At 70.8% G+C, this 12,341-nt stretch carries 13 protein-coding genes; 9 read left to right on the plus strand and 4 right to left on the minus strand.

What is annotated here, in order from left to right:
- Nucleotides 1–12: 12 nt before the first annotated feature.
- The gene (locus tag VKV26_01850; protein HLZ68629.1) at nucleotides 13–729 is read right to left on the minus strand and encodes a hypothetical protein; all 717 of its coding nucleotides are present in this window, start codon (nucleotides 727–729) and stop codon (nucleotides 13–15) included.
- Between the two features lie 337 nt (nucleotides 730–1,066).
- Here VKV26_01850 and VKV26_01855 point away from each other — a divergent pair, with 337 nt between their 5' ends.
- Nucleotides 1,067–2,284, plus strand: a complete 1,218-nt coding sequence (locus VKV26_01855; protein HLZ68630.1) for a hypothetical protein — start codon at nucleotides 1,067–1,069, stop codon at nucleotides 2,282–2,284.
- A 217-nt stretch (nucleotides 2,285–2,501) separates the two neighbouring features.
- On the opposite strand, the gene VKV26_01860 is transcribed toward VKV26_01855, so the two are convergent.
- On the minus strand, nucleotides 2,502–3,149 hold the full coding sequence (locus VKV26_01860; protein HLZ68631.1) for a helix-turn-helix domain-containing protein: 648 nt from the start codon (nucleotides 3,147–3,149) through the stop codon (nucleotides 2,502–2,504).
- Between the two features lie 142 nt (nucleotides 3,150–3,291).
- Here VKV26_01860 and VKV26_01865 point away from each other — a divergent pair, with 142 nt between their 5' ends.
- The 7 genes from VKV26_01865 (at nucleotide 3,292) to VKV26_01895 (ending at nucleotide 10,431) form a co-directional block, all read left to right on the plus strand.
- A complete protein-coding gene (locus tag VKV26_01865) occupies nucleotides 3,292–3,696 on the plus strand; it encodes a hypothetical protein (GenBank protein HLZ68632.1) in 405 nt (134 codons plus the stop codon).
- Complete coding sequence (locus VKV26_01870) at nucleotides 3,693–4,625, plus strand: tetratricopeptide repeat protein (protein HLZ68633.1); 933 nt, start codon at nucleotides 3,693–3,695, stop codon at nucleotides 4,623–4,625. The genes VKV26_01865 and VKV26_01870 overlap by 4 nt, the downstream gene beginning before the upstream one ends.
- Before the next feature lie 308 nt (nucleotides 4,626–4,933).
- Nucleotides 4,934–6,103, plus strand: coding sequence for a phosphate/phosphite/phosphonate ABC transporter substrate-binding protein (locus VKV26_01875; GenBank protein HLZ68634.1), 1,170 nt, complete (start codon nucleotides 4,934–4,936; stop codon nucleotides 6,101–6,103).
- 115 nt (nucleotides 6,104–6,218) lie between these two features.
- Nucleotides 6,219–6,989: a phosphonate ABC transporter ATP-binding protein gene (phnC, locus tag VKV26_01880; GenBank protein HLZ68635.1), complete on the plus strand. Its 771-nt coding sequence runs from the start codon at nucleotides 6,219–6,221 to the stop codon at nucleotides 6,987–6,989.
- Nucleotides 6,970–8,247 carry a phosphonate ABC transporter, permease protein PhnE gene (gene phnE / locus VKV26_01885; protein HLZ68636.1) on the plus strand — a complete coding sequence of 426 codons (1,278 nt, stop codon included), beginning with the start codon at nucleotides 6,970–6,972 and terminating at the stop codon, nucleotides 8,245–8,247. The genes phnC and phnE overlap by 20 nt, the downstream gene beginning before the upstream one ends.
- A 46-nt stretch (nucleotides 8,248–8,293) precedes the next feature.
- Nucleotides 8,294–9,574 (plus strand): CoA transferase, encoded by a 1,281-nt coding sequence (locus VKV26_01890; GenBank protein HLZ68637.1) that lies wholly within the window; start codon nucleotides 8,294–8,296, stop codon nucleotides 9,572–9,574.
- A gap of 20 nt (nucleotides 9,575–9,594) precedes the next feature.
- Nucleotides 9,595–10,431: an enoyl-CoA hydratase-related protein gene (locus VKV26_01895; GenBank protein ID HLZ68638.1), complete on the plus strand. Its 837-nt coding sequence runs from the start codon at nucleotides 9,595–9,597 to the stop codon at nucleotides 10,429–10,431.
- Nucleotides 10,432–10,443: 12 nt separating this feature from the next.
- On the opposite strand, the gene VKV26_01900 is transcribed toward VKV26_01895, so the two are convergent.
- A complete protein-coding gene (locus VKV26_01900) occupies nucleotides 10,444–10,836 on the minus strand; it encodes a metalloregulator ArsR/SmtB family transcription factor (protein ID HLZ68639.1) in 393 nt (130 codons plus the stop codon).
- 141 nt (nucleotides 10,837–10,977) lie between these two features.
- Between VKV26_01900 and VKV26_01905 the strand changes: the two genes are divergently transcribed.
- Nucleotides 10,978–12,108, plus strand: coding sequence for a site-2 protease family protein (locus VKV26_01905; protein HLZ68640.1), 1,131 nt, complete (start codon nucleotides 10,978–10,980; stop codon nucleotides 12,106–12,108).
- Between the two features lie 16 nt (nucleotides 12,109–12,124).
- On the opposite strand, the gene VKV26_01910 is transcribed toward VKV26_01905, so the two are convergent.
- A partial coding sequence (locus VKV26_01910) for a PEP-utilizing enzyme (protein ID HLZ68641.1) occupies nucleotides 12,125–12,341 on the minus strand: 217 nt, incomplete at its 5' end.

Here is a 12,341-nt window from a genome sequence, read left to right on the forward strand (position 1 = left end):
ACGGGCGCGGCCTCATGAAGCGAGCAGCGGCAGGGCCGCGGCGACCTTTGCATCCAGCGTAGTGGCGATCTGCTGCAACAGGTCCTGCTGCGATGCGACTCCGGCGGCGACGACCGTGTACTGCACCACGCCGCGGCGGACGAAGGCGATATCAACCACAACCGGCAGGGGCAGCCCGGCCACCGTCGCCGTACCGCTCAGCTCCTCGGCGCTCGACTCGTCGCCCAGGGCAGGCAGATCGATCGGCGTGGTGTCGGTCAGCGTGAGGCTCACGCCCGCGGAGGCGGCCGCCTGCTGGCCCACGCCCGCGGCGTTCTGCTGCTCGTACGCCTTCCAGGCGGAGGCGCCGTCGGCGGAACTGAATACGGTCAGCAGATCGCCGACGCCGGCCGTGGCGCCGGCGAGCACGGCGCCGCGGTTCGCCGCCTCAAAGCCCTGTTGATACCCCTGCTGAAAGCCGCTGCTGTCTAGCAGATCGGCCACGCCCTCGCCGCCCTGCGCTGCGATCTGCCCGGCGGTGAGGTCTCCCTGCTCCGTCGGCTGCAGCGAGCCGGGCAGATCGGACGGCTGAAGCGCCGCGGCGGCGAAGAAGTCATCGGCCGTGCCCGCCGCCGAGAGCGGCGTCGCGGCCCTGAGCGGCACGGCACGGTGCGCAGCCACGCCGCCGCAGGCGAGCACGGCCGCCAGGAACACGGCGAAGCCCGCGCGCGCTTGCTGGCTGTAGATCATCTAAATCCTCCGCCGGGGCGGATGGGTCGAGCCACCGCGCCACCGCAGTACACCGGCCGGGGCCGCTCCAGGCGACGCGGCTTCTCCTCCGCATACCGCGCATTCTCGCACGGCGGCAGGGCCCGCGGAGCGCCGGCGGAAACCACGGCAAGGCGGCAGTGCTTGTCCGTAATGCACCAGAAGTTGTATGCAGCCGTTGGATTGTTACGTCGATACTAGGCGTTGTGAGACGCGCGCGAGGCGGCGCCGGAATGCCGCGCCGTACACTGGGCGCACGCCGCTTACATCCGTGGAACCGGTTCGGCGCCAGACGCCGCCCGGCATGGGGAGAGGGGCCGTGAACTTTCCGCGGCCGCGACTCTGGCGTTCGTCGTTCGCCCCCGGCGCCGCCCCGGCTTGGCCGGCAGAGGCCGGCACGCAAGCCCGTCCACGCGCCGGCGGCCGCCCCAGCCCGGTCCTGCTCGTCTACGCGCTCGCCGCCGTGCTCGGACTGGCGGTTACCCTGGCGGCCGCCCGCCTGCTGCCCTCGGCACTGCATGCCGTGGATCGAGCGCTGCAGGGCTCGTCCGTCGTAGCCGGCCGCACGCTTCCGGCGGATACGTTGCTCTACACCGTGACCGACGGCGATCACGGCGAGATTCGGCGGCTGAGCGTGGAGGGCAAGGCCGGCAGCGCCGTCGCACCAGGCGGCTTGCAGGGCGCCGCGATCGCCAGCAAAGACGGCTCGGCGCTGCTCTATCTGCGGGCCGGCTGCGTAAGCTGTTCAGCGCTGTACACGTTGCGGGACGCCGGCGGGCAGACGCGCGTCCTCGGCAGCGCGCCGCTGCGTCCGCTCTACGAAGGGCTGCGTGCCGACGCGGCCTTCTCACCGGACGACCGCTTCGTCGCCTTCGCCGAGGCCGGCGCCGATGCGCCCGTGCCGCACATCTTCCTCTTCGATCGCCGCAGCGGCGAACGCCGCGCCCTCGCGCCGTACGATCCGGCGCCGGAAGATAATCCTGTCTGGTCGCCCGATGGCGAGCGTGTGGCCTTCTTCAGCGGCGGCGAGAAGACGATCGTCGTGGCCGCGGACGTAAAGACGGGCGGGCTGCACCCGCTGAACGACCAGCTCGACCACGCCGCCTCGCTCGCCTGGTCGCCGGACGGCCGGTATCTGTCGCTGCTGCGCGCCGGCCAGATCTGGCTGATCGACGGCAGGAGCGGTCACGGCTTCGCCCTGGCGGCGCCGGGAGCGGCGCGCGCCCTGGGCGGCTGGTCGCCTGGCTCGCACGAGCTGATCGCGGCGGTGGCGCCGAAGGATCCGGCCGCACAGCAAGCCGCCGAAGGCTCACCGGCGCTGGAAGTGGTGGCGCTGCCCGTCGATGACGGCGCGGCGCGCACGCTTGCACGCGGGCCGCTGCTCGGGGCGCCGCGCTGGTCGGCGGACGGCCGCCGCATCGCCTGGGCGCAGGGCAGTGACACCGCCTGGACGCTGCTGATCGCGCCATCCGCCGGCGGCGCGCCGCAGCCGCTCGCCAGCGGCACGGGGCAGATTGCCCTGGACCAGTGGCATTGAGCGAAGACCGGGAGGCGGCAAAGGCCGCGGCGTTCGGCCCTCACCCCCGTCCCCTCTCCCAATCCTGGGCGAGGGGCGATTCGGCGTCGGGCGATCCGGCCGGTTTGCGGTTAACCCGGCATCGTCCGAGTCCTCCTCCGCCCGATCGCCCCATTCCCCCAGGATTGGGGGAAAGGGGACGGGGGATTGAGGGCCGAACGCCGCGGCCGGCCCTGCGCTATGAGCCTGGGCGGCGTGAGGCAGCGTCGTCACCGTCGCGGGCGCGGATGCGGTAGGTGCAGGCGCTGTCTCCACGCAGGAGGCTGCTGGTGAGGCGGGCGTCGGCGCCAGTCATGCGCTGCACGAAGCCGACTTCGAGCGCGCAGACGGCGCTGTGGCGGCGGGCGACGTTGGGGTAGGGACAGGTGCACTGGCGTAGCTGGAACTCGTCGCCATGCTGCGCGGTTTCCACGACGCAACCCTGCTCGCGCAGCACGTCCGCTGTCACGGCCACACGCTCGGCCAGCGAGAGACCCTCCGTGCGCTCGCTGTAACGCTCGGCCAGGCGGCTGGAGACGCGGCGCATCAGCCGCTGCAGCGCGTCGGCGCCGGCCATCGCCCGCACCTCTTCCATCAGCAGGTTGGCGAGCGTGTCATAGTTGCGCGGATAGAGCGCCTCGCCCCGCGGGCTGAGCCGGTAGACGTGCGCCGGGCGGCCGACGTGGCCGCGCTCTTCGTGCGCTTCGACCAGGCCATCGCGCTCCAGCACAGTGAGGTGCTGGCGCACGCCGGTTGCGGTCAGCGAAAGCAGGCCGGTGATGTCCCGCACCGTGCGGGCGCCATGCCGGTGCAGATAGTCGAGGATCTGCTGCCGCGTCGCCTGCATGATCCGGCCTCTCGCTGCAGCGGCGGCGCCGCATGGCGGCGCTCCTGCCATTCATGCTAGCACAGGGCGCACCCGCTGAAGCCGGCGCGCGATTGAGCCAGAGCGGCGCCGCTCCCTATACTGCGGCCGGGAGGATGACCCGATGGCAGACGCCGAGATCGACCCGCTGGCGCGCAAGGCGCAGGCCGACCTGATCGTCGAACGCGCCGCCGCGCAGTTGCGCCGGCTGGTGGAGGACCTCGCGCTGCAACTGCGGCCGTTCCCGCCCTTCCCCGGCGCGTTCTTTACCAACGCGATCGAAGTCGAGCCGGACGCCGCCGGCAGCGCCGAGCGCGGCTGCGTGGTGGTCACCGAGGACGGCACGCTGCATGAGCTGGTGATCGGCGTCGAGTTCGACAGCCCGGAGGCGCTGATCGACCCCGTGGCGGCGCGCAAGGAGGAGCTGCAGGCGCTGGATCTGCACCCGCGCGATTATGTCGTCTACGCCTACAACGCCGTGACCGCGCTCAGCGAGCAGTTGCTCGAGCGCGCCGAGCAGCAGCCATGAGCCGGCGCGACCTCGCCCTGGCGCTGGCCGCGGCCGCCGCGCAGGGGATCGCCTTCGCCGCCGCATCGCACCTGCTGCAACGCCGGCGCGAGCCTGCCGGCGAGAGGCCGAGCGCCGAACCGGCCGAGCGGCTGAACGGCATCGAACAGCGCCTCGCGGCGGTCGAACGGCGAGGGTCGCAAGGAGCAGCCGGCGAGCCGCCGGCTCCGGCGCCGGCGCTGCCCAGCTTCGCCCCGCTGTCCTTCACGCCGCCGGCGAGCGAGGTTGAACCGATCGGCGGCGAGGCGCCGTTTCCGCGGCCGCGCAGCGCCGCATCGTACCTCGAAGAAGGCACGGTCTACTTCGCCGTGGGCCAGTTCGAGCGGGCCGAGGAGCGCTTCAGCCGCGCGCTGCAAAGCGATCCCGGCCTCGGCGGCGCCTACTACAACCGCGGCCTGGCGCGGGCGCGCCTGGGGCGGAGCGAGGGCGCGCTCGCCGACTACGACCGCGCCGCCGAGCTGCTGCCCGACGATGCGGACGTCTTCAACAACCGCGGCCTGATGCGCTGCGCCAGCGGCGACTTCACGCCGGCGCTGGAGGACTTCCGCCGCGCCGCCGCGCTGGCGCCGCAGGACGGGCTCGTGCGCCTCAACCTGGGCCTCACGCTGCTCGAAACGGGCGAGGCCGCGGCGGCGCTCGCCGAGTTCGAGCGGGCGCAGACGCACGAAGCCGCGCAAGGCTCGGCTGGCTACGGCGCGGCGCTCGCGCTGACTGCGCTGGGCCGCGCCGACGAGGCGATCGCCGCGCTCGGCGCCGCGCTCGCCGCCGACCCCGAGCTGGCCGAGGCCGCCCGCGGTGAGCCGCGGTTGGCCGTGCTGCGCGGCGATGTGCGCCTGCGCGCCCTGCTGGACGGCTCGGCGCTCGCGACGCACGCCCGGGCACTTGATTAGCTCACGGCCCGCGCCTCTACACTGTTATGGGAATGTTGCGGCCCGGCCATGGTCTCAAGACCGGCCCGTGCCCCTGCGCCTGGGCGTCGAACGGCGTCCTACCGCTGGATTGAAACCATTTGCCAGAGCAGGGGAGGTGACCCGGGCAGACAGCTCGCGCCGCGGCGCGGGGCGCGCCCGCACAATGCAGGAACGCAGACCACCGCCGCCGAACGTCCGCTCTCATCGTTGAACGCGGCGACGCGCCGCGCCCTCCGGCGTGCGAAGACCTCGCTTCAACGCCGCTCGAGCACGGAGGAACACGGCTCATGCAGCTTCGCCTTCCACCGATCACCGGCACGCGCCTGCCGTTCGCCGCGCTGACGCTGGCGGCGCTTGCCGGCCTCACGCTGGCGTGCAGCAGCAGTAACAACAACTCGAACAAGGCCACGACGATCGCGACGCGGGCGCCCGTCGCGGCAACGACGGTTGCGGCCGGCTCGCCCACGGCCGCGGCGGCGAAGAGCGCAACCCCAGCGTCCGGCAGCGCCACGGCGGCCGCCGGCGCCGCGGGCAGTCCCGCCGCCGGCGCCCTGCCCGCCCTGCCCGCCGGCGGCAACGACGATCCGAAGTCGCTGGTGATGGCCTTCGTGCCCTCCCGCGACGTGAGCGTAATTCAGCTCAGCGCCGACAAGATCGCGGCCTACCTCAGCAAAGAGCTGAACCGGCCGGTCAAGTCCGTGACGCTCTCCAGCTACGCCGCCGTGACGCAGGCGCTCTCCTCCAAGACCGCCGACATCGGCTGGGTCGGACCGCTCGACTACCTGATCGGCCATGAGCAGAACGGCTCCTACCCCGTCACCTGCTCGCTGCGGCCGGGCGACACGCCGGGTTCGCTGGTACCGGGCTACAAGGCGTTTATCATCACCAAGACCGACAGCGGCATCAACACGCTCGCGGATCTAAAGGGCAAGAGCTTCGCCTTCGGCGACACGACCTCGGCCTCCAGCAGCCTGGTGCCCAAAGGCGCGCTGATCAAGGCCGGCATCAACCCGGACAAGGACCTCAAGTCGGTCAACATCTCCAACCAGAGCGCGATCGCGATTGCCGTCTACCAGGGCAAGGCCGACGCCGGCGCCATCTACAACGACGCCCGCACGAATAAAGAGGTCAAAGACCAGTTTCCCGACATCCTGGATAAAACCAAGGTGATCTATACGTCGGACCTGATCCCCTGCGACCCGCAGATCGTGCGCAAGGACCTGACGCAGGCGCTGGCCGGCCAGATCCGCGCCGCGTTGCTCAAGTACTCGGCCGACCCCGAGGGCAAGACGGTGCTCAACGATCTGTTCAGCATCAGCGCCCTCGGCGCGATCTCGGACAGCGATTACGACGGCTTCCGCAACACCGTGAAGACGGTTGCGCCCGACCTGCTCAAGGGCTATCCCAGCCCGACGCCGGCCGCCTCGCCGGCGGCGTCGCCAAAGCCCACGCCATAGGGCAGCGTCGTGATGCGGGAGGCGATCGAGATGATCGCCTCCCGCCGCGTATACTGGCGGCGAGCCGGCCCAGGACGCGGTGGGGGCCGCCGAACTCGCCGCCGGGAGAAGGCGCATGGTCGAGGTCGATCGCTCCCGCTTCCCGGCCGAGGCGCAGATCGTCACACGCGGGGTAAGCAAGCAGTTTCCCAACGGCGTGCAGGCCCTGTTCGACGTGAGCGTCGACGTGCGGCCGGGCGAGTTCCTGGCGGTGATCGGCCCCTCGGGCGCGGGAAAGTCTACCTTCCTGCGCTGCATCAATGGCCTGGTGCGGCCCAGCGCGGGCACGATCGCCTTCGAGGGCCAGGAGATCAGCCGGGCGAAGGGCGCCGCCGTGCGCCGGGCGCGCCGGCAGATGGGCATGATCTTCCAGCAGTTCAACCTCGTGAAGCGCACCTCGGTCTTGCAGAACGTGCTCTGCGGCCGGCTTGGCTATCTACACGGCTGGCGCGCGGTCGTGCCCGTCTTCAAGCAGAGCGACGTCGAGCTGGCGCTGGCGGCATTAGAACGCGTCGGCATCGCGGACAAGGCCTACGTCCGCGCCGATAGCCTCAGCGGCGGCCAGCAGCAACGCGTGGCGATCGCGCGGGCACTGGCGCAGCAGCCGCGGCTGATGCTGGCCGACGAGCCGGTGGCCTCGCTCGACCCTGAGACCTCGATCACCGTGCTCGACGACCTGCGCCGCATCAACCGCGAGCAGGGGATCACCACGATCGTCAACCTGCACCAGCTCGATTTCGCCCGCGAATACGCCGACCGCGTGATCGGCTTCAAGCAGGGGCGGCTGGTCTTCGACGGCCGGCCGAGTGAAGTGGATCGCGACGTTTATGAGCGAGTCTACCGATAAGGCCGCGACCGGCGATGGCATCGCCGTGCGGGCTCCCGCCGCGCCGCCGCCGGTCCTTGCGCCACCGTCGGCGCACAACGGTCCCCCGCTGCAGAGCTTCGAGGGCGGCGTGCTCACAACGACCTTCGCTCGGCCGCGCGGCGGTTCGTCCGCGCCGCGGCAGCCTCTGGCCACGGGCGGCGTGGTGCTCGTCGCGCAGGCTTTGGTGCCGGGGCTGGGCTACGCGCTGCTGCGCCGGCCGCTGCGGGGCGCGGTCACGCTCGTGATGTTCACAATCCTGATCCTCGCGCTCTACTGGCAGTTCCCCAAAGATGCCTGGCAGCCCGGCGTCGCCTGGTTCTGGTTCGGCCTGATCGCGGGCGCGGTCTGGCTGAACCTGCTCTACCGCACGGCGCGCGAGCTGCCGCTCCTCGCGGCAGGCGACGGCAGCGATGCCGCGACGCTGATGCGACTGCGGCGGGGGCAGCGCCAGGGGTTCGTGCGCTCGCTGTGCGGCCTCAACCTGCTGGCGATCGCGCTGGTGGTCTTCGGGCTGAACCGGCTGGCGATCGACTCCGAGGTCGATTTCGCGCTGTTCACGCGACAAAGCAACCTGCAATCGGCGCAAAAGCTCGCCAGCGGCCTGCTGCATCCGAAGTGGTCGATCGCCTGGAGCACGATTCATCACTACGCCTGGATCACCCTGGAGATGGCCATCCTCGGCACGGCCGGCGGCGCGCTGGTGGCGGCGCCGTTCAGCTTCCTCGCCGCACGCAATTTGATGGGGCGCCATCCGGTCACGCAGCCCGTGTACTACGTGATGCGCTTCCTGTTCAGTTGCATCCGCGCGATCCCCACGCTGATCTGGGGGCTGATGGCGATCTCGTTCACGCTCGGCCATTTCCCCGGCGTAATCGCGCTCAGCATCTTCAGCTTCGGGCTTTTGGCAAAGCTCTATTCCGAGGCGATCGAGGCGATCGACTGGGGCCAGATCGAAGCCGTCACGGCCGCGGGCGCCAATCCGCTGCAGGTGGTGCTCTTCGCGGTCGTGCCGCAGGTCATCCCGTATTTCATCTCTTCCACGCTCTATTCGCTCGAAGTCAACGTGCATTCCTCGGTGGTGCTCGGCCTGATCGGCGCCGGCGGCCTTGGGCTGGTGATCAACGAATACATCGGCGCCTTCGCCTGGAGCCAGACCTCGATGGTGCTGATCATCACGATCGTGATGACGCTCGCGATCGACTACGGCAGCGCCTTCATCCGCAGCCGCGTGGTGTAAACTCGGCGCTGGTCCGCCGCAACGCGCGGACACGGAGCACAGCGCGATGCCCCTGCCGGACGCCGGCCCCGACCTGCCGCTGAGCGGCCTGCGCGTGATCGACTTCTCGACGACGGTCGCCGGCCCCTCGGCGGCACGCCACCTCGCCGACTTCGGCGCCCAGGTGATCAAGGTCGAGTCGCAGGCCCACCCGGACACGTTGCGCGCCGCCACGCCCTTCCCCGAGCGCAAGGCGGGCGTCAACCGCTCCGCCTACTTCGCCGCCTACAACGCGGGCAAGCTCTCGCTCTCGCTGAACATGCAAAAGCCGGAGGCGCGCGAGATTGTACGGCGGCTGATCGAGCGCAGCGATGTGCTGATCGAAGCGTTTGTGCCCGGCGTAATGGCGCGCTGGGGGCTGAGCTACGAGCAGGTCAGCGCCTGGAACCCACGCATCATCATGGCCAGCCACTGCCTGCAGGGGCAGACAGGGCCGCACGCGCAGCACCGCGGCTACGGCCAGATCGCCGGGGCGATGAGCGGCTGGTATGACCTGACCGGATTGGAGGGCGGCGAGCCGTTGGGACCGTACTCGGCCTACACGGATTTCGTCTCCTGGCCGTTCCTGCTCTCAGCCATCCTCGTGGCGCTGGAAGTGCGCGAGGAGACCGGCCGCGGCCAGTACATCGACCACGCGCAGCTCGAAAGCTCGATCCACTTCCTCGCCGCGCCGTTGCTCGACCTGCAGCTCAACGGCCACGAGCTGACGCGCCGCGGCAACCGTGAAGACTACGTCTGCCCCAACAACGTCTACCCGTGCGCCGGCCCCGGGGATCCCTCGAGCGCAGCCGAGGGGAGAGCGTCGCAGACTACCAATGATCGCTGGATCGCGATCACGGTCGATACCGACGACGCATGGCTCGCGCTGTGCCGGGAGTTGGGCCACGCCGGGGCCGGCGCCGATCCGCGCTTCGCCACCCGCGCCGGCCGCAAGGCGTATGAGGCCGAGATCGACGCACTGCTTGCCGGCTGGGTGGCGGACGAGGAGCCGTTCGCGCTGGCCGAGCGGCTGCAGGCGGCCGGCATCGCCGCGGGCGTGGTCGAGCGGGCGGAGGATCTGTTTGCCGACCCGCAGTTGCAGCAGCGCGGCTTCTTCCGCCGCCTGCCGCACGCGGAGATCGGCGAGCACGCGGTGCTGACGCAGAGTTTTCGCGTCGAGGGCTGGGATCCCGGCCCGCATCGCGCCGCGCCGCTGCTGGGCGAGCATACGCACGACATCTGCCGCGAGGTGCTGGAGCTGGGCGAGGACGAGATCGCGCGGTTCGCGGCCGCCGGCGTCTTTGAATGAGCCACGCGCGGGAGCATTTGATGTACCAGGAGATCCTGTTCGAGGTCGTCGACCCGGTCTGCACGATCACGCTGAACCGGCCGGCGACGCTCAACGCCTTCACCTCGCGCATGCAGCAGGAGCTGCGCCATGCACTGGGCGAGGCGGAGCGGCGCGCGGATGTGGTCGGCATCGTGATTACCGGCGCGGGGCGCGGCTTCTGCGCCGGCGTCGATATGGGCGAGCTGCGCCTGATCCAGGCCGCCGGCTCGGTCGCCGCGGCCGATGCGCAGACGGAGTTCTCCGGCGCCCGCGCCGGCGATCCGGCGATGGGGCCGGACTACACGCGCGTCTTCACCTATCTGCTGACCGTGCGCAAGCCGATCATCGCCGCCGTGAACGGGCCGGTCGCGGGGCTCGGCTTCTCGCTGGTGATGTTCTGCGACCTGCGCTTCGCCGCCGAAGATGCGTTGTTCACCACCGCCTACGCGCAGCGCGGCCTGGTGGCCGAGCACGGCACGAGCTGGATTCTGCCGCGGCTGATCGGTCCGGCGCGGGCGCTGGACGTGCTCTGGAGCGGGCGGCGCTTCGACGGGCGCGAGGCGCTGCAGCTCGGCGTCGCCAACGCCGCCCTGCCGCGCGAGCGGCTTGTGGACGCTGCGCAGGGCTATATACGCTCGCTGGCGGCAACGTGCTCCCCGGCGTCGCTCATGCAGATGAAGCGCCAGGTTTATCGCCACCTGATGCTGCCGCTGGGCGAAGCGATGGAGGAGACGCAGGCGCTGATCGACGAGAGCGTGACGCTGCCGGACTTCAATGAAGGACTCAGCTCGTTCGCCGAGCGGCGGGCGCCGCGCTTCGCTCGCCTGCAAGCGTAAGTCCGGCGCTGCTCAGTGCGAGCCGGCGAGCTCGGGCGCGGCACGGTGCTCGTCGCGATGGGCGGCCGATTCGCCGGGGAAGGTCTCGCCCGAGCCGGGCGGCGGCAGCGAGCGCAGCACGGAGTCGAGCAGGCCGGGAAATCGCTCCTCGAGGTCGGGGCGCCGCAAGGCGTAGAGCCGCGTCGTGCCTTCGACCCGCACGGAGACGATGCCCGCCTGCCGCAGCACCTTGAGGTGATGCGAGAGTGTGGGCTTGGGAATGGGAATGCCCAGCTCGCCGCAGGGCCGTAGCGCGGTTTGCAGGGCGAGCTGCTGCGCCACGCGCAGGCGCACGGGGTCGCTCAATGCATAGAGCACGTCGGTGAGCGACAGGTGTTCGCGCGCGGGGTGGAACATGCTGCGCATGCCTGCATTCTGGCACGGTGGCTGGGAATCCTCAAATTTGCCTTCGGACGACCCGATCGCCGCTGCATGGACTGGCGGCGATCCGGCGTCGTACCCTGCGAGTGCGCGGCGGGGCAAGGCAGCCGGCGCCGGGGGATCGCGATGGGCGGCACGCTGACGATCGGCCGGATCGCCGGCTTCCAGATCCGCATCCATTTCAGCTGGATCATCGTGCTGGCGCTGCTGATCTGGTCGCTGGGCGCCAGCGAGTTCCCGAGCGCGTATCCGCACTGGAGCCAGGCGGAGTACTGGGTCACGGCGGTCATCGCCTCGCTGCTGCTCTTCGTCTCAGTGCTGGTGCATGAGCTGAGCCATTCTCTGGTGGCGCGGGCGCGCGGTCTGCCGGTCTCCTCGATCACCCTCTACATCTTTGGCGGCGTCTCCCAGATCGAGCAGGAGGCGCGTACGCCGGGCGTCGAGTTCGCGATCGCGGTCGTGGGGCCGCTCGCCAGCCTGGTGATCGGCGGCATCTGCCTGGCGATCAGCCCGCTCGCCGGCAACATCAGCGAGCCGGTGAAGGCGACGCTGATCTACCTGGGCACGGTCAACCTGCTGCTGGGGATCTTCAACCTGCTGCCCGGCTTTCCCCTGGACGGCGGCCGCGTGCTGCGCTCCCTGGTCTGGCGCGCCACGGGCAGCCCTGTGCGCGGCACGGTGGTCGCGGCGTCGGTAGGGCGGCTGATCGGCTTCCTGATGATCATCGGCGGCGTGATCGCCACCTTCAGCGGCGCGGGCTTCAGCGGCCTCTGGATCGCCTTCATCGGCTGGTTTTTGGACAACGCGGCCAGCGCCTCGCTGCAGCAGACGGCGGTGCATGGCGTGCTCAGCGGCGCCCGCGTGGCGGACGCCATGACCACCGACTTCAAGACGGTGGTGCCCGCGCTGCCGGTGGAGGCGCTGGTGGAGGAGTACATCCAGGGCAGCCACCAGCGCAGCTTCCCGGTGTTCGGCGGCGGCACGTTGTGGGGCATCGTCTCGCTGACGGACGTGGCGCACCTGCCGCGCGATCGCTGGGCCGAGACGCCGGTGGAGCGGATCATGACGCCGCGCGAGCGCGTGAAGACGACCACCAGCGACACGCCGATCGAACAGGCGTTGCCGGCGCTGCAGCGCAGCGGCGTCAAGCAGCTCGTGGTACTCGGCGGGGAACCGGAACGGGTGGTCGGCCTGCTCAGCCGCGCCGACGTGATGGACTATCTGCAGGTCCGCCACTTACTGGCCCAACAGGTCTGAGCTTGCCGCCGGCTCGCTACCCCGCGACCGTCACCTGGCCGGTGCTGCCGTCGACGGTGACGAGCTGACCGGTCTTGATCAGCCGCGTGGCGCCCTTGACCGCGACCACGGCGGGAATGCCGAACTCCCGCGCCACGGTGGCCGCGTGCGAGAGCAGACCGCCGGTCTCCACCACCACGGCCGCCGCGGGCACGAACAAGGGCGTCCAGGGCGCGTCGGTGAAGGGCGCGACC

It is taken from the genome of Dehalococcoidia bacterium (genome assembly GCA_035310145.1).
In the GTDB taxonomy this organism is placed as follows: domain Bacteria; phylum Chloroflexota; class Dehalococcoidia; order CAUJGQ01; family CAUJGQ01; genus CALFMN01.